Annotated in this window: 13 protein-coding genes, 1 tRNA gene and 2 pseudogenes; 9 read left to right on the forward strand and 7 right to left on the reverse strand. The window is 66.5% G+C overall.

From position 1 onward, the window contains the following. Positions 1–195: 195 nt before the first annotated feature. On the reverse strand, positions 196–1248 hold the full coding sequence (locus NQV17_RS33005; RefSeq protein WP_257775473.1) for an oxidoreductase: 1053 nt from the start codon (positions 1246–1248) through the stop codon (positions 196–198). Between the two features lie 541 nt (positions 1249–1789). On the opposite strand from NQV17_RS33005, the gene NQV17_RS33010 reads away from it, so the two are divergent. Then, positions 1790–3877, forward strand: coding sequence for a UvrD-helicase domain-containing protein (locus tag NQV17_RS33010; RefSeq protein ID WP_257775474.1), 2088 nt, complete (start codon positions 1790–1792; stop codon positions 3875–3877). Between the two features lie 97 nt (positions 3878–3974). Here the strand turns inward: NQV17_RS33010 and NQV17_RS33015 are convergent, their stop codons facing one another. After that, positions 3975–4874 carry a cytochrome c5 family protein gene (locus NQV17_RS33015; RefSeq protein WP_257775475.1) on the reverse strand — a complete coding sequence of 300 codons (900 nt, stop codon included), beginning with the start codon at positions 4872–4874 and terminating at the stop codon, positions 3975–3977. Between the two features lie 265 nt (positions 4875–5139). On the opposite strand from NQV17_RS33015, the gene NQV17_RS33020 reads away from it, so the two are divergent. Next, positions 5140–5215, forward strand: a tRNA-Arg gene (locus NQV17_RS33020). A gap of 65 nt (positions 5216–5280) precedes the next feature. Here NQV17_RS33020 and NQV17_RS33025 read toward each other — a convergent pair. Continuing rightward, positions 5281–5631 (reverse strand): annotated as a pseudogene (locus NQV17_RS33025) (tyrosine-type recombinase/integrase); the annotation flags it as partial. A 531-nt stretch (positions 5632–6162) separates the two neighbouring features. Between NQV17_RS33025 and NQV17_RS33030 the strand changes: the two are divergent. Next, positions 6163–6642, forward strand: coding sequence for a hypothetical protein (locus NQV17_RS33030; protein ID WP_257775476.1), 480 nt, complete (start codon positions 6163–6165; stop codon positions 6640–6642). 188 nt (positions 6643–6830) lie between these two features. Here the strand turns inward: NQV17_RS33030 and NQV17_RS33035 are convergent, their stop codons facing one another. The 4 genes and pseudogenes from NQV17_RS33035 to NQV17_RS33050 form a co-directional block, all read right to left on the reverse strand. After that, positions 6831–7283, reverse strand: coding sequence for a hypothetical protein (locus tag NQV17_RS33035; RefSeq protein ID WP_257775477.1), 453 nt, complete (start codon positions 7281–7283; stop codon positions 6831–6833). A gap of 16 nt (positions 7284–7299) precedes the next feature. After that, complete coding sequence (locus NQV17_RS33040; protein WP_257775478.1) at positions 7300–7665, reverse strand: hypothetical protein; 366 nt, start codon at positions 7663–7665, stop codon at positions 7300–7302. Between the two features lie 125 nt (positions 7666–7790). Then, positions 7791–8543 (reverse strand): TIGR04255 family protein, encoded by a 753-nt coding sequence (locus tag NQV17_RS33045; protein WP_257775479.1) that lies wholly within the window; start codon positions 8541–8543, stop codon positions 7791–7793. Positions 8544–8873: 330 nt separating this feature from the next. Continuing rightward, positions 8874–9104: pseudogene (locus NQV17_RS33050) on the reverse strand (tyrosine-type recombinase/integrase); the annotation flags it as partial. 255 nt (positions 9105–9359) lie between these two features. Here NQV17_RS33050 and NQV17_RS33055 point away from each other — a divergent pair. From NQV17_RS33055 to NQV17_RS33080, 6 genes are read left to right on the forward strand one after another with little or no spacing between them, the layout of a single operon-like run. Next, positions 9360–11159: a tetratricopeptide repeat protein gene (locus NQV17_RS33055; RefSeq protein WP_257775480.1), complete on the forward strand. Its 1800-nt coding sequence runs from the start codon at positions 9360–9362 to the stop codon at positions 11157–11159. After that, positions 11156–12097, forward strand: coding sequence for a UDP-glucuronic acid decarboxylase family protein (locus NQV17_RS33060; protein WP_257775481.1), 942 nt, complete (start codon positions 11156–11158; stop codon positions 12095–12097). Before NQV17_RS33055 ends, NQV17_RS33060 begins: the two co-directional genes overlap by 4 nt. Then, the gene (locus NQV17_RS33065; RefSeq protein WP_257775482.1) at positions 12094–13299 is read left to right on the forward strand and encodes a class I SAM-dependent methyltransferase; all 1206 of its coding nucleotides are present in this window, start codon (positions 12094–12096) and stop codon (positions 13297–13299) included. The genes NQV17_RS33060 and NQV17_RS33065 overlap by 4 nt, the downstream gene beginning before the upstream one ends. A 12-nt stretch (positions 13300–13311) precedes the next feature. After that, positions 13312–15810, forward strand: coding sequence for a tetratricopeptide repeat protein (locus NQV17_RS33070; protein WP_257775483.1), 2499 nt, complete (start codon positions 13312–13314; stop codon positions 15808–15810). Continuing rightward, entirely contained in the window at positions 15807–18293 is a 2487-nt protein-coding gene (locus NQV17_RS33075; protein WP_257775484.1) for a tetratricopeptide repeat protein, read from the forward strand. The genes NQV17_RS33070 and NQV17_RS33075 overlap by 4 nt, the downstream gene beginning before the upstream one ends. Next, positions 18290–20566, forward strand: coding sequence for a tetratricopeptide repeat protein (locus tag NQV17_RS33080; protein ID WP_257775485.1), 2277 nt, complete (start codon positions 18290–18292; stop codon positions 20564–20566). The genes NQV17_RS33075 and NQV17_RS33080 overlap by 4 nt, the downstream gene beginning before the upstream one ends. The last annotated feature ends 125 nt before the right edge of the window (positions 20567–20691 follow it).

The following is a 20691-nucleotide window of genomic DNA, read 5'->3' on the forward strand; positions in this document are numbered from 1 at the left end:
CTCCTGACGGTTTGGTGTCGGATCGACTTTTTGAGAAACGCGTCAGACCGGATGACCGCTGACTTTCGTTCCCGCACCATTTGTAACGGAATGTTCGGGGTCGTGGCGCCGTGGCGGCTGACGGGTGGCCGCAGCCGGGGGCGGCGCGGCGCGAGGTGGCGGCTGCGGCCGGGGCGACGACCCGGCCGGCGGCCGTCAGACGATGCGACGCACGAACGGTACCCGGCGGCCTTCGTGCTCGCTTTGCGCGGCGAGCTCGATGATCGTCATCACGTCGACGGCGTCCTGCGGCGTGACCGGGAACGGCGCGCCGTCGTGGACCGACGCGGCGAGCGCGCGATAGAACTCCGCGTACTGCCCGTCGAGCGTCGGCACCGGCCGCTCGACCTCGACCTCGCCGTCGAGCACGCGCAGCACGCCGGGCGGGTTGCCGCCGCCGAACTCGACGTGATCCGGCGTGAGGCCGGCCTTCAACTGGTCTTCCTGCGTGTCGAGCCCGAACTTCTGGTAACTGCCGCGCGTGCCGTGCAGCGTGAAGCGCGCGGGCTCGATCGCCGACAGCGCGCTCGCGTGCAGAGCGACGTCCTTGTCCGGATAGCCGAGCAGCAGGTGCACGAAATCGGGCGCCGTGCCGTTGTCGCGGCGTGTCTTGACCGTGGCGCTGACCGTTTCCGGCAGCCCGAAGAGCGCGAGCGCCTGATCGATCAGGTGCGGGCCGAGATCGAGCAGCAGGCCGCCGCCGCGTGCGGGCTCCTCGCGCCAGCGCGTGCGCGGCGTCGGCCGGAAGCGGTCGAAGTGCGACGCGAAATAGGTGAGCCGGCCGAGTTCGCCGGATTCGACGATGCGGCGCACGGTGAGGAAGTCGCCGTCCCAGCGGCGGTTGTGGAACGGCGCGAACAGGCGGCTGCGCGCGTTCGCGAGCCGCGCGAGCGCGAGCGCTTCGTCGGCCGTGAGCGTGACGGGCTTGTCGACGACGACGTGGCGGCCGGCCTGGAGCACCTGGCGCGCGAGTGCGAAGTGCGTGTCGTTCGGCGTGGCGATCACCACGCAGTCGATGTCGTCGAGGCCGAGCAGCGTGTCGAGATCGGGGACGATGCGGGCGCCCGGAAAGGCGGCGCGCGCGCGATCGGGCTGCCCCGTCGCGATCGCGGCGACCTCGGTGCGGCCGCTCGTGGCGATCACGGGCGCGTGGAACGTCGCGCCGGCGAAACCGAAACCCATCAAACCAATCCTGAGCAATGACGACATGGCAATCCCTGGCTGCGTACGAAACGAAAAGAGGGCGCGCCGCTGGGGCGCGAGGACGACCGGCTATTTTGGCATGGCGCGGCGGCGCACACCGACGCGCTCGGCAAAATGCCCGGCAGGACACGGCATGCGCGCGGCCGCAGCCGGCAATCTGCGTCGGACCGCCGGGCGCTGCGCGCATCGACCCCGCGGGCGGCGTTGGGGCGCGTCCCGCCGCGGGCTTGCCACCGCGACGGCCGCCCATTGTGACCGATCGGGCCGTGGATGGGGCCGGATTGGCCGTCCGGACAAGGATCGGCGAGGACTGGATAAAGAACCCGACAAGAAGGCGAAACGGCAGCTTGCCCGCACGAAAAGCCGGCACACGCCCGCCCGAGAAACGACCGCCTGCCCGCCCGGCCCCGTCCGGCGGCGCTCCCGAAAAGCGCGTCGCCGACGTGTTAACATGCGCGTCCTGCCCCGCGTGTCCGCCTGCATTCCAGGCCTGTCGCGCGCGGCATCCTCCCGGCGTTCGCCGTCAACCGCAACATCATCCGCCATCATGTCCGCAGGCCTCAACTCCGCTCAGAACGAAGCGGTGCGCTACCTCGACGGGCCCTGCCTCGTGCTCGCCGGCGCGGGCAGCGGCAAGACCCGCGTGATCACGCAGAAGATCGCGCACCTGATCGAAGCGAAAGGCTTCGAGCCGCGCCACATCGCGGCCGTCACGTTCACGAACAAGGCCGCCGCCGAAATGCGCGAGCGCGTGTCGAAGCTGCTCGAGGGCAAGACGCTCACCACGCCCGGCAAGGAAGGCCGCAAGGTGCCCGTCAACCAGCTCACCGTGTGTACGTTCCACTCGCTCGGCGTGCAGATCCTGCGCCAGGAGGCCGAGCACGTCGGCCTGAAGCCGCAGTTCTCGATCATGGATTCGGACGACTGCTTCGGGATGATCCAGGAGCAGATCGGCACCACCGACAAGGGCCTGATCCGCAAGATCCAGAGCACCATCTCGCTGTGGAAGAACGGCCTGATCATGCCCGAGGAGGCGATGACGATCGCGGCCAACGAGGACGAGCACCAGGCGGCGCTGGTCTACCGCAACTACGTCGCGACGCTGCATGCATACCAGGCGGTCGACTTCGACGACCTGATCCGCCTGCCGGCCGAGCTGTTCGCGAAGAACGAGCAGGTGCGCGACCGCTGGCAGAACAAGCTGCGCTACCTGCTGATCGACGAATACCAGGACACCAACGCGTGCCAGTACGAGCTGCTGAAGCTGCTCGCCGGCCCGCGCGCCGCGTTCACGGCGGTGGGCGACGACGACCAGGCGATCTACGGCTGGCGTGGCGCGACGCTCGAGAACCTCGCGCAGCTCGGCAAGGATTTCCCGAAGCTGCACGTGATCAAGCTCGAGCAGAACTACCGGTCAACGGTGCGGATCCTGACCGCTGCCAACAACGTGATCGCGAACAACCCGAAGCTGTTCGAGAAGAAGCTGTGGTCCGAGCACGGGATGGGCGACTCGATCACCGTCACGCCGTGCAACGACGAGGAGCATGAGGCCGAATCGGTCGTGTTCCGGCTGTCCGCGCACAAGTTCGAGCGGCGCGCGCAGTTCCGCGACTACGCGATCCTGTATCGCGGCAACTTCCAGGCGCGGATCTTCGAGCAGGTGCTGCGGCGCGAGCGGATTCCATACGTGCTGTCGGGCGGCCAGTCGTTCTTCGACAAGGCCGAGATCAAGGACCTGTGCGCGTACCTGCGCCTGATCGCGAACGCCGACGACGATCCCGCGTTCATCCGCGCGGTCACGACGCCGCGCCGCGGCATCGGCAACACGACGCTCGAGGCGCTCGGCTCGTTCGCGGGCCAGGCGAAGGTGTCGCTGTTCGAGGCCGTGTACATGGGCGGGATCGAGGCGCGGCTGTCCGCGCGGCAGGTCGAGCCGCTCAGGATGTTCTGCGACTTCATCCAGCGCCTGACCGATCGCGCGGACAAGGAGCCCGCGACCGTCGTGCTCGACGACATGATGGAGGCCATCCACTACGAGGCCTACCTGTACGACGCGTTCGACGAGCGGCAGGCGCAGTCGAAGTGGCAGAACGTGCTCGAATTCCTCGAATGGCTGAAGCGCAAGGGCACCAAGCCGGAGACCGAAGCCGTCGACGGCGAGGCCGACGGCTTCCACAACGCGGACGGGCTTGCGGATACCGGCAAGAACCTGCTCGGCCTGATCCAGACCGTCGCGCTGATGTCGATGCTCGAAGGGAAGGACGAGGATCCGGACGCCGTGCGGCTGTCGACCGTCCATGCGTCGAAGGGGCTCGAGTATCCGCACGTGTTCCTGGTCGGCGTCGAGGAAGGGATCATGCCGCACCGCGGCGGCAGCGACGACGACGGCCCGATCGACAGCGAGCGGATCGAGGAGGAGCGCCGGCTGATGTACGTCGCGATCACGCGCGCGCAGCGCAGCCTGCACCTGAACTGGTGCAAGAAGCGCAAGCGGGCACGCGAGACGGTCGTGTGCGAGCCGTCGCGCTTCATTCCCGAGATGGGGCTCGACGAAGCGCCGCCGCCGACGCCGGAGGAAGCGCCGATGACGCCGAAGGACCGGCTCGCGAGCCTGAAGGCGCTGTTGCAGAAGTGAGGCGGCGCGCTTCGGCGCTCGGACGCCCCGGCGATCCGGATAAACGAAACCCCCGCGATGCGTGCGCGCCGCGGGGGTTTTTTCTGGCCGGCAGGCGTTACTTCGACGCGTTGACCATGTAGTCGACGGCCGCCTTCACGTCGGCGTCGGACGCGCTCGACCCGCCCTTCGGCGGCATCGCGCCCTTGCCGTGCAGCGCGTAGTTGTAGACGGTATCCATCGATTCCTTCAGGCGCGGCGCCCAGTCTTCCTTGCTGCCGAACTTTGGCGCGCCGAGCACGCCGGCCGCGTGACACGCCTGGCACACTTGCGTGTACAGCGCCTTGCCGGCGGAGGCTGCGTCGGCGCTGGCCGGCGCGGCCGCGGGCTTTTCGCCGGCCTTCGGAAGCGCGGCGATCGCGGCCATTGCAGCGGCGGCCTGCGCGTTCGATGCATCGGCGCCCGAAGCGCCTGCCGCACCCGCCGCGCCGCTCGCCGCCGGTGCCGCATTGGCGGCCGGGGCAGCCGGTTCGGGGAAGTTCGCGCCGTCGTTGTTCGCCATGTAGACGATCGCACGCGCGATTTCATAGTCGCTGACGTCGTCGGGGCTCGTGCCGCCGCGCGGCGGCATCGCGCCCTTGCCCGACAGCGCCGTTTTCAGCAGCGTGTCGAAGCCCTGCGAGATGCGCGGTGCCCAGTCGTCCTTGTTGCCGAACTTCGGCGCGCCGGCGGCGCCCGTGCCGTGACAGGTCACGCACACGGCCTTGTAGACTTCCTCGCCGGTCTTGTACGTGCGGGGCGCATTGGCGTCCTTCACGTCGACTTTCGCGAGCGGTGCGATCCGCGCGGCGACCTGTTCGTCGGATAACGCGTCCGTGCCCGCGCCCGAACGGAACGCATGGTTGGCATAAGTGGCAAACAGGACGATCAGGGCGATCGGAATCGCGAATGAGGCGATGACGACGGCAATCAGCTGCCCGGGGGTTTTGACGGGAGATTCGTGGGGTGCTTCGCTCATGCTTGCCTCGTCTCCGTGATTAGGAATTGTGAGCGCGGTGCAACGGCAAAATGGCTGGCGATCCAATGAGTCCGGACGATTATAGACGGAACGTTTACATCACGGCGAGCGGCGCGAAGGCGCGTGTTTACCCGCACGAATTGGGGGCCTGACGGGGTTTCGGCGGGCAAGGTGGACGCGTTTTGGGAAACCGGGTATCCTTGCGGTCTTGTCAATGGTGGGCGGCCAGTTTATTGGGGTCGTTTCACTGTCGTCACTGTCATATGCGCCCGTAGCTCAATGGATAGAGTACTGCCCTCCGAAGGCAGGGGTTGCTGGTTCGATCCCAGCCGGGCGCGCCAAGCCTAGTCAGGCTTCCAGCGGTTTCGCTACTTCATCGTTTTCTCCTACTTCAGTGAAATTACAGTCAGCCGGCGACGTGCGGCTCGGCGGCCTGCGTGTGCGACTGCACCCACTGCGTCAGGTGGTCCGCTGATAGGTGCGCGTAGCGCTGCACCATTTCCAGCGTCTCCCATCCGCCCAACTCCTTCAACACCTGCAGCGGCGTGCCGCGCTGCACGTGCCAGCTCGCCCAGGTGTGGCGCAGGTCGTGCCAGCGGAAATCGCGGATGCCGGCGCGCTTCAATGCCTTGCGCCAGGCTTCGGTCACGGTCTGATAGACCGGCCGGCCGTGGTAGACGAACACGCTGTCGACAAACTCGGGTGCGCGCTTCTTCGCGCGCTGGCGCAGCAGCACGGCGATCGCGCTATCGGACACCCGCGAAACCAGCCGCCAGGCATTACGGTGCCGGCGGCTTTTTCGTGTGCGCGTGCTTTGGGCCACCTCAGGGCGGCCGGCTGCAAACCTGCGCCACAGAGCGTGGCAACCCGCGGGAGGCCCGTGGCGGGCCGGTTGACGTGCGGGAGGGGGCATCGCGGGGCGGGATCTGCCCCTGAGGAGGAGGATTCCGAGCCGGCGCGCGCAGTTGTAGCCCCTCCCCACCTGCCCACAAAAACGATCGCTTTTTATGCACTCATGCGCCCGGCGCTCGGGGCCGGCCAGCACGGGCCGCGCGGCGATCGACCGGCCGATTCTTCTATGCACTTTTATGCGCCTTGGTTATGCAATCTCAGCATTTCGATTGGCTTGCGATACTCTTGATCCATTCCAATAACGGGGTCGAGTATGTCCGGGACGTGTACAGCGCAAACCATCTGCAACGATTTGATGAGCGTAGGGGGCGCATCAGTGGTTGCCCTACCGTCCAGTCACAATGACGTGGGCGGCGTGGCTGCGTCGGGGATGTGTGTGGCGCAATCCGTATGCTTTGAACTGATGAAGGGGGTGCCGGCCGCCGTCGTTGCGTTACTGGTTGGTGTCGTCGCCGGCTTGATCGCGTGGCGGCAATACCGCGTCGCGAGGGCAAAGCTAAACCTGGACCTTTTCGAGAAGCGCTACGAGGCGTTCCAGATTGTCTGGGCGTTTGCAAGCGCCGTCGTGCAGCGCGGGCCGCTGCCGTTTTACTCGAGCGATATGACGAAAATGCTGAACGAGCTTCCTAAGATCGAGTTTTTGTTTGGCAAGAAGCTAGCTGCGTATGTACGCGTTCTCAACGCGAATCACGCGTCCCTGTGGGCGATTGACGAGGCCATAAAAACCAATAACGGTGTAATGCCGCAGGACAAGATACAGGAACACACTAATCTGATGAAATGGTTCGCGGACGAGGCGATGGAAGGAGTCAGGGTGCGGTTTGGCGAGTACTTGGATTTTGAGGAATGGCGCTGATGGCTGTCGCTGCGGCGATCGGCGCAGCGTTGCTGGTGCATGTCGCAGTCGAGCGTTCCTCCGGGAGGGCATTGAAGCGGGGCATATTGCATGCATTCGGCGCCTTACAGCGCTGCACGGTTGCTCGCTGGCGACGGAAGAACAATCGCGGTGGTGAGTTGCGGCCGGGTGCGCAACCGAGTGGAGATCTACGACGGCTCGATGAGCCAACCCTGTTTTTCGGCAAGGCGAGCAAGGCTGTCCTTCAGGCGATCGAACGGCCGACGGGCCTCGAACTGAGGTGTAACAGTTACGAGGGCGTGAGAGTCATTGTCGGGCAACGGCGCGGGTACCACGTCCACGTCGTGAACGTACTCGGTGTTGCCAGAGGTGTCTGTTTTTTTGACATCTCGAATCAATCGGACATCACCGGTAAGCAACCCTACGATTCCTTGTGTCGGTGCGGTCTTGCTCAGCTTAGGATCGAAATTTCGAAGCTTCGCGCGGTCAACCGACGGGCGCTTTTCCCCTGTTGACGATTGGGAGTCGTTAAATACGCTGGAGCTCAGGCGAAGCTTATCGTTCTCCATCTTGAACATCGTGGAGAGGTTCGGCACCCGCCTATAAAGCGGCTCGTCATCGTGGACGCTGTCGTCTGCCATGGGAAAGCTGGATGCATCAAATCGTCGAAAGCCACGACCACAGACCGGGGAATGCGTCTTCCGACAGCTCGCCATCGGTCATTTCGTCTTCGATGTCGGATCCCCAGGTGCGCAGGTAGTCGATACCATCTTCTCTCACGAACAACGTGAGCTTCTTCTCCGACTTCCACCACTCCAGCAAGACCTCACCGCTTTCGTTAGCCGATACGTGGGGCAGTTTCCACCCACCGGTCTTCTCGGCCGCTGGGATGAAATTCGGTAACACTTCGATCGCACGCTTTATCGCGTTGCGATCGGGCTTCGCGCTTCCGTACCCGTCCCAGTTCTCCTCAAAGTGTTCCAGTCGTTGAATTTCGCGCTTGGCCGTTTGTACAGCGAGCACGATTGGATCGTGCTTGGGAGCACGCGAGCTGTTATTCAAGTAATTGCGAGGTGTCAACCCCGTGGCATTACTGCTACCTGGATTGAAGAACAGTCCGTTTCCCTCACTCCATGCAACTATTGTTGTCATTTGAAGAGCCCCCGGGCCGCGTCAGTTATTGATGCTTCGAACAGTTCGTTTTTTCGATTGCGTAGTTGTGCCAGCGTATCCCATACCTCGTCACCAGACGGCGTCAGCTCGCATGCCGAGAACACATCGAAGTCGAGCAAGAACGATAGCGTGTCAGGCTCCGATTGCGGTTCAAGAGCGAAATTGATTACCGCCGAGGCAGAGTCCGAGATATCACTTTGGGGCATCACCAACTGCATGAAGCAGCCTGTAACCGTTTGTGGCACGCCCCCCGGGACTTGGGGATACATCCGGAAGTATTGCTGCATGTCCGCCGAAGCCGAAGGAATCACGATTCGGTTGATATAACGAACGGCAGCCCTTGTAACAGCAATGGGGTGGAACGTAGCCACGAACTGTTCCCACTGAACTCTCGCTTCCGCCGCGAACGACGCCCATCGAGAGTAAGGGGGCATATGACTGAACGTGAAGCCGCGGCGTTGAAGCTGGAGGATTCGATCGGCAGACGTTGACGTCAGCCGGACGCCGACTTTCGTCATGCCGGAATCGACTGCCGGCTCGTCCTTCTTGCCGTCGCGGTCCTCGAACTTGACCTGCAAGAAATTAATTGGCGACGCAGACGGGTAGGTCGCAACGAGCGATTCGCCATACCTGACAAAATCCGAATACTCAGGCGGCGACGTGAAGGCGACCTGCAGGTCGATCAGGGCTTCCGTGATCGGCGCTCTCGGATAGTGCCGTTCGGCCATAGAAATGTGAGAGGGGCGAACTGGTTAGGTTAGCCGCATTGTACACACGGCCTCCAGAATAGCTATGTGAAATTGCACCTATACGGGCGCAATTTGGGGCAGGATGTGTACAGCTAAATTGCACCTTGAGTGGCCTAGATTGGCCTTGGATGACCTTGTGCAGCCTTGGTTTTGGAGTTTGCGAGTTGCGTAAGGCTTTGATTTAAAAGGATGTGTTGTGCGTCGGTAAAGCTCCGAAGGCAGGGGTTGCTGGTTCGATCCCAGCCGGGCGCGCCAAGCCTAGTCAGGCTCTCAGCGGTTTCCTTCCCTCATCGTACAGTCTCATTGCAGCTAAATTGCAGCTAGCCTCGGCGCCGGCTCGGCCGTCAGCGGCGCGACCCACTGCGCCAGGTGATCCGCCGACAGGTGCGCATACCGCTGCATCGCTTCCTGCGTTTCCCAGCCGCCCAACTCGTTGAGCACCTGCAGCGGTGTGCCGCGTTGCACATGCCAGCTTGCCCACGTGTGGCGCATATCGTGCCAGCGGAAGTCGTGGATATGCGCACGCTTTACCGCCATGCGCGCCCGGCGCTCGCCTTCGCCGACCCACACCACATACGCGCCCCCGAAAGCCGCTCGGGCCGACCGTCCCGTAGCGGGAACAGCGACCAATTCGGCCGCCTCCTCCATCAATTGGAACCGCACTCGCGCGACGAGAATGCATCTGCGTCGGCGACCGTCCGCGCTCGCCATGCGCGCGCTGCAGCGCGCACGTCGCTGCACGACGGTTGCCCGACCTGCAACGCGGATCCCGTACCGAACCCACGCTGGCTTACCATGACTGATCTCACGCTGTCCGACTCCCCCGTCGCCACGATCGAAGCGGCGCTGGCGCTCCATCAGGCCGATCGCCTCGAAGAGGCCGAGACGCTGTACCGCCGGATCCTCGACGCCGACCCGCGGCACGCGGACGCGCTGCATCTGCTCGGCCTGATCGGTCACCAGTACGGGCGGTATCACGAGGCAGCCGAGCTGATCATGGCGGCGATCGAGATCAAGCCCGACGCGATCTACTACTACAACCTCGGCAACGTGATGCAGGCGCACAACCGCCCGGCCGCCGCCGCCGAGTGTTTCCGTCTCGCGATCGCGCTGCGGCCCGGCTACGTCGACGCCTACAACAACCTCGGCAACGCGCAGCGACTCGCGGGCAACGCGCGCGAGGCCGTCGATGCATTCTGCCAGGTGATCGCGCTGCAGCCCGACCACGGACAGGCCTACAACAACCTCGGCAATGCGCTGCTCGACCTGAACGAGATCGCGGCCGCGCTCGAGGCGTACCAGCACGCGGTCGCGCTGCGCCCGGAACTGCCGGAGCCGCGCAGCAACCTGCTGTTCGCGTATCACTACAGCGACGCGTTCGACCCGCAAGCGTATCTCGACGAAGCCGCGCGCTTCGATGCGCTCGTCACGCAGCACGCGCAGCCGTACGCGACGTGGCAGGTCGACCTGAGCGCGCGCATCGGCCGTCCGCTGCGCGTCGGCATCGTGTCGGGCGACCTGAAGGCGCATCCGGTCGGTTACTTCATCGAAGGGATGCTCGCGCACCTGAAGCGCGAGCGCGTCGAACTGCACGCGTATGCGACGCGCGACGTCGAGGACGACGTGACCGCGCGCATCAGGCCGCGCTTCGCATCGTGGACTTCGCTTGCCGGCCTCGACGACGCAGCCGCGGCCGCGCGCATTCGCGACGACGGCATCGACGTGCTGATCGACGCGTCCGGCCACACGATCCACAACCGCCTGCCGCTGTTCGCATGGAAGCCCGCGCCGCTGCAGGTGAGCTGGCCCGGCTATTTCGCGAGCACCGGCATGCGCGCGATCGACTACGTGCTCGGCGATCGCTACGTGATGCCGGCCGACGAGTCCGCGCATTTCGTCGAGCGCGCGTGGCACCTGCCCGACAGCTACCTGTGCTTCACGCCGCCCGCGATCGAACTCGACGGCGGCCCGCTGCCGATGCTCGCGAACGGCTATCCGACCTTCGGCTATTTCGGCAAGCTCGCGAAGCTCACCGATCGCGTGATCGGCGTCTGGTCGCGCGTGCTGCGCGACGTGCCGAACGCAAAGCTGTTCGTGAAGGCGCCGCATCTCGACGACCCGCGCGAGCAGGACGCGCTCGCGGCCCGCTTCGCCGCGCACGGCATCGACGCGACGCGCCTGCTGTTCGAAGGGCACTCACCGCGCGACGAATACCTGGCGGCCTACAGGCGCGTCGACCTGATGCTGAGCCCGTTCCCGTATCCGGGCGGCACGACGACGGCCGAAGCGCTGTGGATGGGCGTGCCGGTGCTCGGCCGCCGCGGCGCGCGGTTCCTGTCGCATATCTGCGAAAGCCTGTTGCATGCGGCGCGCCTGCCCGAATGGATCGCGGACGATGACGACGATGCGTACGTCGCGAAGGCCGTCGCGTTCGCGCGCAATCCGGCGGAACTGGCCGTGCTGCGCACGACGCTGCGTGCGCAGGTGCTTGCGTCGCCGTTGTGCGATGCGCCCCGCTTCGCGCGTCATTTCGAAGAAGCGCTGCACGCGATGTGGGCGCGCCGCGTCGAGGCCGCACCGGGAGCCGCATCGTGAACGGCCAGTCGGTCCTGATCACCGGCGGCGCGGGCTTTCTCGGTTCGCATCTGTGCGACCGGCTCGTGCGCGCCGGCTACGACGTGATGTGCGTCGACAACTTCCATACCGGCAGCAAGCGCAACATCGAACACCTGATCGGCCAGGTCAACTTCGAGCTGATCCGTCATGACGTGTGGCTGCCGCTCTACGTCGAAGCCGACCGCGTGTTCAACATGGCGTGCCCGGCGAGTCCCGTGCATTACCAGAGCGATCCGGTGTCGACCGTGAAGACGGCCGTGCTCGGCGCGATCAACATGCTCGGGCTCGCGAAGCGCTGCGGCGCGCGCATCCTGCAGGCGTCGACGAGCGAGGTGTACGGCGACGCACAGCAGCATCCGCAGCAGGAAAGCTACTGGGGCAACGTGAATCCGAACGGGCTGCGCGCATGCTATGACGAAGGCAAGCGCTGCGCCGAGACGCTGTTCTTCGACTATCACCGTCAGCACGGCGTCGATATCCGCGTGGTGCGGATCTTCAACACCTACGGCCCGCGCATGCGTGCCGACGACGGCCGCGTCGTATCGAACTTCATCATGCAGGCGCTGCGCGGCGAACCGATCACACTGTACGGCGACGGCAGCCAGACGCGCTCGTTCTGCTACGTCGACGATCTCGTCGAGGGCCTGTTGCGGATGATGGACCAGGACGACGAAACCGGCCCGGTCAACCTCGGCAATCCGAGCGAGATCACGATCCGCGAGCTGGCCGAATGCGTGCTGCGCCTCACCGGCTCGAAAAGCCGCATCGAATATCGTCCGCTGCCGGCCGACGATCCGCTGCAGCGCCGCCCCGACATCGGCCGCGCGCGTCAGCGTCTCGACTGGCAGCCCGGCATCGCGCTCGAGGACGGCCTGAAGGAGACGATCGCCCATTTCCGCAAACAGGTGAATGCATGAGTTCCGACCTGATCGACGCCCCCTGCCCCGTTTGCGCGCATACCGTTGCCGCGCCGTTCTTCCCGGCCGGCGCGCGCACGCTCGCGACGCTGGCATGGCCCGCGTCCGCCGAAGCGGCGCGTGGCTTGCCGCGTCATGAACTCGACTTCGTCCAGTGCCCGCAGTGTTCGCACGTGTGGAACCACCGCTTCAGCTACGACGCGATTCCGTATCAGAGCAATCCGAACCGGATGTTCAACAGCGGCGGGATCTGGAAAGGCCATCTCGCGGCCACGCGCGACCTGCTGCTCGGTGCGCTGCCGGCCGAACCGACGGTCGTCGAGATCGGCTGCGGCGAAGGCCATTTCGTACGCGGCCTCGCGCAGGCCAGCCGCCGCGGCCGTTTCGCCGGCTTCGATCCGAACGCGAGCGCGGGCACCGGCAACGGCATCGAATTCCACGCGCGGCTGTTCGCGCCGCTGGCCGACATGCCCGCGTTCCGCCCCGATGCGATCGTGATCCGCCACGTGCTCGAACACCTCACCGAACCGGCAAAGCTCGTCGAGCAGCTAGCATGGGGCGCGTCGCGCCAGCCGAACGCGTGCTGGCTGTTCGCGGAAGTGCCATGCATCGACCGCGTGTTCGAAACGGATCGCCTCGCCGATTTCTTCTACGAGCACGTGTCGCAGTTCACGACGGAGTCGTTCCGCACGCTGATGGCGCGCGCCGGCGAGATCGTGACGCTCGCGCACGGCTACGACGGCGAAGTCGTCTACGCGCTGGTGCGGCTCGGCGTGCCCGAGCACGCGCGCACGCGCGCCGACGCGTCGCTGCGGTTCGCGGCGCGCTCGGTCGAGAACCGCGCGGCGATCGCCGGGCAGCTCGCCGCGCTCGCCGAATCGGGGCAGCGCGTCGCGATCTGGGGCGGCACGGGCAAGGCCGCCGCGTTCATCCATCACTTCGATGCCGATGCCGCGCGCTTTCCGCTCGTCGTCGATTCCGATCCCGACAAGGTCGGCACCTATGTGCCGGGCACCGGCCAGAAGATCGAATTCCGCGACGCGCTGAAGGCGGCGCCGGCCGACGTGATCATCATCCCGACGCAATGGCGCGCGCGCGACATCGTCGCCGAGATGTCGCGCGAAGGAATCGCGGCCGCGGCCGTGATGATCGAGCACGACGGCAGACTGATCGACTTCGGGCGCGAACCGCATCCGTATTGAGCGGCACGCGCCATGGAGCCGATTGAACTGCTGCGCGACGCGCTCGCGCATCATCAGGCGGGCCGTCTCGCGCAAGCGAAGACGCTGTACGACGCGATCCTTCACGCGCAGCCGGGGCAGCCCGACGCGATGCATTTCCTCGGGCTGCTCGCGTGCCAGCTGAAGCAGTACGACGCGGGTCTCGCGTTGATGGAGCGCTCGCTCGCTGCGCGGCCCGACGCGTCGTACTTCAACAATCTCGGCAACATGCTGCGCGAATGCGGTCGGCTCGACGACGCGATCGCGCATTACCGCCGCGCGGTCGCGCTGCGTTCCGACTATCCGGAAGCGCACAACAACCTCGGCAACGCGCTGCGCGATGCACGCGACCCGGCCGCAGCGATGCAGAGCTGCGCGCGCGCGATCGAGCTGCGCCCCGGCTATGCGGAGGCGTACAACAACCTCGGCAACGTACTGCAGGATCTCGGCGAACTGGATGCGGCCGCAGCGAGCTACGGCAAGGCGATCGCGTTCCATCCCGCGTATGCGGATACGCACAGCAACCTCGGCAACGTGCTGCGCGCGCAGGAACGGCATGCGGATGCAATCGCGCACTACCGCCGCGCGCTCGAATTGAACGCCGCGCTGCCCGCTGCATCGCATGGTCTCGGCCTGTCGCTGTGGGCGCTCGGCAAACTCGACGAAGCCGCGAGCGTGCTGCGTGCCGCCGCGGCTGAATCAAGCGATGCGAGCCTGCACAACAACTACGCAGGCGTGCTGCGCGACGCGGGCGACCTTGACGCCGCCGCTACCCACTACGCACGCGCGATCGCGCTCGATGCATCGATGGCCGCGGCGCACGCGAATCTCAGCGGCGTGCGCCGCCGTCAGGCCCGTTACGCTGAAGCGCTCGCGCACGCGCAGGACGCGCTCCGCATCGCACCGGATCTCGCCGATGCGCACAACCAGGCAGGCAACGCCCATCACGGGCTCGACCAGCTCGTCGAAGCGGAAGCCTGCTACCGCACGGCGCTCGAACTGAATCCGGCCGACGGCGGCGCGTGTCACAACCTGTCGGTCGTGCTGCTCAAGCGCGAACGGCACGTCGACGCGCTCGCGTATTGCCGGCAGGCGCTCGCGGCCGGCCGTCCAACCGTATCGATGTACGTGAATCTCGGCGACATCCTGCGCGCGCAGGGCAACGTCGACGCCGCGGTGCCCGCGTATCGCGACGCGCTTGCGCGCGTGCGCGACGACGCGAGCGACGAGGCGGCCGAAGTGCTCGGCCGCCTGCTGTTCGCCGCGGCCGCGTCGGCGACCGTGTCGCCCGCCGACTATCTGAGCGCCGCGCGCCGCTATGGCCGTCACCTCGCGGCGCGCTCGACGCGCTATACGCACGATGTGCGCGAACGCGCGGCCCGTGCGCGGCACCGCGCGCTGCGCGTGGGCTTCGTGTCGGGCGACCTGCGCCAGCATCCGGTCGGGATCTTCCTCGAGAGCGTGTTCGCGCATCTCGATCGCACACGCATCGCGCCGTACGTGTACACGACGTCGGACGAAGAAGACGCGGTCACCGCGCGGCTGAAGCCGCACGCGGCCGTCTGGCGTTCGATCGCCGGATGCGCTGCGAAGGCGGCTGCCCGCACGATTCACGACGACGGCATCGACGTGCTCGTCGATCTCGCCGGCCATACGCAGGCGAGCGGCCTGGCCGCATTCGGCTGGAAGCCGGCGCCGGTGCAGGCGAGCTGGCTTGGCTTCTTCGCGTCGACGGGCAGCGACGCGATCGACTATTTCATCGGCGACGCGCAGACGTTGCCGGCCGACGAACGCGAGCACTTCGTCGAAGCACCGTGGCGGCTGCCCGACAGCTATCTCTGCTTCACGCCGCCGTCCGACGACGTCGCGGTCGGCGCGCTGCCGATGACCGCGAACGGCCACGTCACGTTCGGCTGCTTCGGCAAGCTCGTGAAGCTCGGCGACGATGTCGTGCGCGTGTGGTCGCGCGTGCTGCATGCGCTGCCCGGCGCGCGCCTGTTGCTGAAGGCGCGTGAACTCGAACAGGCGGCCGTGCGCGACGCGACCGCCGCGCGCTTCGCGCGGCACGGGATCGACGCGAGCCGGCTGCGGTTCGAAGGCGCATCGCCGCGCGCGGCGTATTTCGCGGCTTACAACCGGATCGACATCGCGTTGAGCCCGTTCCCGTATCCGGGCGGCACGACGACGGCCGAGGCGCTGTGGATGGGCGTGCCGGTGCTCGGGATGAAGGGCGGACGGTTCGTCACGCACATCTGCGAAAGCCTGCTGCACGCGGCCGGGATGCCCGACTGGATCGCCGGCGATGAGGACGACTATGTCGCGAAGGCGGTCGCGGCCGCGCAGGACGGCGCGCGGCTCGCGGCATTGCGCGCGACACTGCGCGCACGCGCGCTCGCGTCGCCGCTGTGCGATGCGGCGCGCTTCGCACGCAATCTCGAGGATGCCTTCGTCGGCATGTGGACACGCTATACGGAAACGGCACAGACAGCATGAACGATATCCAGCAGGCCTTGCAGCAGGCACTTGCGCACCACCAGGCGGGCCGTCTCGCGCAAGCGAAGACGCTGTACGACGCGATCCTGCACGCGCAGCCGGGGCAGCCCGACGCGATGCATTTCCTCGGATTGCTCGCGTGCCAGCTGAAGCAATACGACGCGGGCCTCGCGTTGATGGAGCGCTCGCTCGCCGCGCGGCCCGCCGCGTCGTACTTCAACAACCTCGGCAACATGCTGCGCGAATGCGGTCGGCTCGACGACGCGATCGCGCATTACCGCCGCGCGGTTGCGCTGCGTCCCGACTATCCGGAAGCGCACAACAACCTCGGCAACGCGCTGCGCGATGCGCGCGACCCGGCCGCGGCGATGCAGAGCTGCTCGCGCGCGATCGAGCTGCGTCCCGGCTATGCGGAGGCATACAACAACCTTGGCAACGTACTGAAGGACCTGGGTGAACTGGATGCGGCCGCAGCGAGCTACGGCAAGGCGATCGCGTTCCATCCCGCGTATGCGGATGCGCACAGCAACCTCGGCAACGTGCTGCGCGCACAGGAACGGCATGCGGATGCGATCGCGCAATACCGTCGTGCGCTCGAGCTGAACCCCGAATTGCGCGTCGCGCATCGCGGGCTGGCCGCCGCGCTGCGGGCCACCGACGATTTCGACGGCGCGCTGAAACATGCGCGTGCGGGGCTCGAGCCGGACGACGCCGAAGGCCATTGCGCGCTGGGGCGATCACTGCGCAGCATCAACGACTTCGACGGCGCATCGCGGTTGTTCGAGCGCGCATGCGAAATCGATCCCGGCTATGCGTCGGCGTGGAGCCGGCTCGGCGAGCTGCGTTGCCATCAGGGGGAATACGAGGAATCGGTGCGCCTGTGCCGACGGGCGATCGAACTCGATCCTGAACTTGCAGACGCATACAACTTCCTCGGCCTCGCCTATCACAACCTCGACCGGATGGCGGCGGCCGAGCTCAGTCATCGTCACGCGATCGACCTGGATCCGGACAACGCCGACGCTCATCACAATCTCGCTGCGGTGTTGTTCCGGCTCGACAGACTCGACGAAGCGATGGCCGAATATGAAACCGCACAGGCGCTCGGCATCGATCCGATGAAGATCCGGCTCACGCTCGGCGACATTCGATGGGCGAAGCGCGACTTTCCGGGCGCCGTGACGGCGTTTCGCGAAGCGACCGCGAGCGATCCGCATCGAGCCTACGCGCGCCTGCTGTTCAACATGTCGAGTTCGCCGGCGTTCGCGCCGGAAGACTGGGTCGCAGAAGCGCGCCGTTACGGCGACCATCTGGCGCAAGGCGTGCGGCCGTTCGAGCACGACCGCGACGCGCGTGCGCGGCAGGCCCGCAACCGTCCGTTGCGCGTCGGCTTCGTGTCGGGCGACCTGCGTCAGCATCCGGTCGGGATCTTCCTCGAAAGCGTGCTTGCCTATCTCGATCGCACGCGCGTCGAGCCGCACGCCTACGTGACGTTCGTGGTCGAGGACGAAGTGACCGCGCGGTTGAAGCCGCGTTTTGCGAGCTGGCAGAAGTTGACCGCCAAGAGCCGAGAGCAGGCCGCACAGATGATTGTCGACGACGGCATCGACGTGCTCGTCGACCTTGCCGGCCATACCAACTGGAGCGGCCTCCCGGTGTTCGCGCACCGGCCCGCACCGGTGCAGGCGAGTTGGCTCGGCTTCTTCGCGACGACGGGTTGCGGCGCGATCGACTACTTCATCGGCGACGCGCATACGCTGCCGGCCGCCGAGGCGCAGCACTTCGTCGAGCGACCGTGGCGTTTGCCCGACAGCTATCTGTGCTTCACGCCGCCGGCTGCCGACGCCGCGGTCGGGCCGCTGCCGATGGAGACGAACGCTGCCGTGACCTTCGGTTGCTTCGGCAAACTGACGAAAGTGAGCGACGATGTCGTCGCGCTGTGGTCGCGGCTGCTGCACGCGCTGCCGGACGCGCGCCTGATGCTGAAGGCGCACGAGCTGAGCGGTGGCGACCTGAGCCGGATGACCGTCGAGCGCTTCGCCCGGCACGGCATCGGCGAGGAGCGGCTGATTCTCGAGGGCGGGTCGCCGCGCGCGGAGTATTTCAACGCGTACAACCGGATCGACATCGCGTTGAGCCCGTTCCCCTATCCGGGCGGCACGACGACGGCCGAAGCCCTGTGGATGGGGGTGCCCGTGATCGGCATGAAGGGCGGACGCTTCGTCACGCACATTTGCGAGAGCCTGTTGCACGCGGCCGGAATGGGTGACTGGATCGCGGCCGACGAAGACGCGTATCTCGCGAAGGCCGTCGCGTTCGCGAGCGATCGGGACGCGCTGGCCCGGTTGCGCGCGACCCTGCGTGAACGCACGCTGGCGTCGCCGTTGTGTGACGCTGCACGGTTCGCGCGCAATCTCGAGGACGCCTTTCACGGAATGTGGACGGATTACGTGGCTGGCGAAACGGATGGGCAACACGCATGACGACCGCTGCCGCAGAACGACTGAGCGCGGCGTTTGCGCACCACCAGGCCGGTCGCTTCGGCGACGCACGCGTGCTGTACGAGGCGATCCGCCGCGACGAACCCGATCACCCGGACGCCACGCATTTCCTCGGGCTGCTCGCGTGCCAGCTCGGCCAGTTCCCGGCCGGCCTTGCGCTGATGGAGCGTGCGATTGCGCTGCGCGCCGAGCCCGTCTATCTGAACAACTTCGGCAACATGCTGCGCGCACACGGCCGGCTCGACGACGCGATCGTCGCGTACCGACGTGCGATCGCGCTCGCGCCCGATTACGCGGAGGCGCACAGCAACCTCGGCAATGCGTTGCGCGACGCGGGCGATGCGGATGCCGCGATGCTCAGTTGCGCGCAGGCGCTCGCGCTGCGCCCCGATTACGCGCCGGCCTTCAACAATCTCGGCAACGCATTGCAGGACAAAGGCGAGCTGGACGCCGCGGCGCGCGCATACGAGAAGGCGATCGCACTCGATCCCGGCTATGCGCAGGCCTGCAACAATCTCGGCAACGTGTTTCGTGCGCAACGCCGGCTTGACGACGCGATGACGAGCTACCGCCGCGCAATCGCGCTGCAGCCGGATCTGCACGCCGCGCACCACGCGCTCGGCATGCTGCTGTTCGAGCGCGACGAACTCGATGCGGCGATCGCCTGCCTCACGTGTGCGGCGGAATCGGGCGACGTCGACACCCTGTTCAACCTGGCGGCCGTGCTCGACCGTGCGGGCGATCTCGACGGCACGGTGGCGAGCCTCAGACGCGCGATCGCCGCAGCCCCCGATCGCGCCGATCTCCATCATCATCTCGCGCAGACGCTGGTCCGCCAGGGCAAGCGCCGCGAAGCGCTCGACTGCTGCCGGATCGCGCTGTCGCTGCCTAACCCGACTGCGCACATGCATGCGGTTGCCGGCGACATCCTGTGTGCGATGTGGCACCTCGATGCCGGCCTCGCGAACTACGATCGCGCGCTTGAAATCGATCCCGCGTTCCGCAACGCACACTCGGGCCGCATGTTCCACGCGGCCGGCACCGACCGGCTGTCGCCCGCGCAACTGCTGGATCGCGCGCGCACCTTCGGCGCGCAGATGGCCGCGCAGGCGTCGCCGCGCACACACGCGCCGCGGCCGGCGGCCGGGCGCGTGCTGCGCATCGGGTTCGTGTCCGGCGACTTGCGGGCGCATCCGGTCGCGGTGTTCCTGTTGAGCGTGGTCGCGGCGCTCGATCCGTCGCGCATCGAAGCGGTGGCCTATGCGACGCAGTCGGCGGAGGACGATACGACCGCCGCGCTCAAGCGCCATTTCGCGCTGTGGCGCGACATCACCGCGCTCGACGACCGTGCTGCCGCCGACCTGATCGCGAACGACCGCATCGACGTGCTGGTCGACCTGAGCGGCCACACGGCATCGAACCGGCTGCCGGTATTCGCATGGAAGCCGGCGCCGGTGCAAGCGACCTGGCTCGGTTATTTCGCGACGACGGGCATCGCCGCGATCGACTACGTGATCGGCGATCGCCACGTGCTGCCCGCCGCCGAAGCGCATCACTTCGTCGAGCGGCCGTGGCGGCTGCCGGACAGCTACCTGTGCTTCACGCCGCCCGCGCAGCCGCTCGACGTCGGGCCGCTGCCGGCCGAACGCGAAGGCGTCGTCACGTTCGGCTGCCTGAACAACGCGAACAAGATCGGCGACGCCGTTGTCGCGCTGTGGTCGCGCGTGCTGCACGCGGTACCCGGTTCGCGCCTGTTGCTGAAATCCCCGCAGTTCGACGAGGCGGCACTGCGCACGAGCATGGCCGCACGCTTTGCCGTGCATGGCATTCCTGCCGGGCGCCTGCTGCTGCGCGGCGGATCGAAACGGCTCGCGCACATCGGCACGTACAACGACATCGACATCGTGCTCGACCCGTTCCCGTATCCGGGCGGCACGACGAGCATGGAAGGACTGTGGATGGGTGCGCCGTTCGTCACGCGGCGCGGCGACCGGTTCCTGTCGCATATCGGCGAGAGCATCCTGCATACGCTCGGGATGCCAGAATGGATCGCGGAGAACGACGACGACTACGTCGCAAAGGCCGCCGCGTTCGCGCTCGATCTGCCGCATGTTGCCGCCGTGCGGGCCGGATTGCGCGAGCGGTTGCTGCGCTCGCCGCTGTGCGATGCGTCGCGCTTCGCGCGTCATCTGGAAGCGGCGTTCGCTCAAATGATCGATGCGGCGGCCGAAGCGGTTGCCGGCTCCACGCGATAGCCGGTGCACACGGTCGATCCGGCACGGTGCGGGTGCGCATCGTGCCGCTTCCTTTTTCCGTCACGCAAAAAAATAGGTTCATCGCAGGAAACCGTGGAGGGTTTGAGAGCGATTGCGTAACCTGA

Origin of the sequence: Burkholderia sp. SCN-KJ (assembly GCF_024656005.1) — a bacterium.
In the GTDB taxonomy this organism is placed as follows: domain Bacteria; phylum Pseudomonadota; class Gammaproteobacteria; order Burkholderiales; family Burkholderiaceae; genus Burkholderia.

What these genes read in the sequence shown, in the direction of transcription:
- NQV17_RS33005 (WP_257775473.1), bottom strand. Translation starts at nt 1,248, where the DNA reads ATGTCGTCATTGCTCAGGATTGGTTTGATGGGTTTCGGTTTCGCCGGC.
- NQV17_RS33010 (WP_257775474.1), top strand. Translation starts at nt 1,790, where the DNA reads ATGTCCGCAGGCCTCAACTCCGCTCAGAACGAAGCGGTGCGCTACCTC.
- NQV17_RS33015 (WP_257775475.1), bottom strand. Translation starts at nt 4,874, where the DNA reads ATGAGCGAAGCACCCCACGAATCTCCCGTCAAAACCCCCGGGCAGCTG.
- NQV17_RS33035 (WP_257775477.1), bottom strand. Translation starts at nt 7,283, where the DNA reads ATGGCAGACGACAGCGTCCACGATGACGAGCCGCTTTATAGGCGGGTG.
- NQV17_RS33045 (WP_257775479.1), bottom strand. Translation starts at nt 8,543, where the DNA reads ATGGCCGAACGGCACTATCCGAGAGCGCCGATCACGGAAGCCCTGATC.
- NQV17_RS33055 (WP_257775480.1), top strand. Translation starts at nt 9,360, where the DNA reads ATGACTGATCTCACGCTGTCCGACTCCCCCGTCGCCACGATCGAAGCG.
- NQV17_RS33065 (WP_257775482.1), top strand. Translation starts at nt 12,094, where the DNA reads ATGAGTTCCGACCTGATCGACGCCCCCTGCCCCGTTTGCGCGCATACC.
- NQV17_RS33070 (WP_257775483.1), top strand. Translation starts at nt 13,312, where the DNA reads ATGGAGCCGATTGAACTGCTGCGCGACGCGCTCGCGCATCATCAGGCG.
- NQV17_RS33075 (WP_257775484.1), top strand. Translation starts at nt 15,807, where the DNA reads ATGAACGATATCCAGCAGGCCTTGCAGCAGGCACTTGCGCACCACCAG.
- NQV17_RS33080 (WP_257775485.1), top strand. Translation starts at nt 18,290, where the DNA reads ATGACGACCGCTGCCGCAGAACGACTGAGCGCGGCGTTTGCGCACCAC.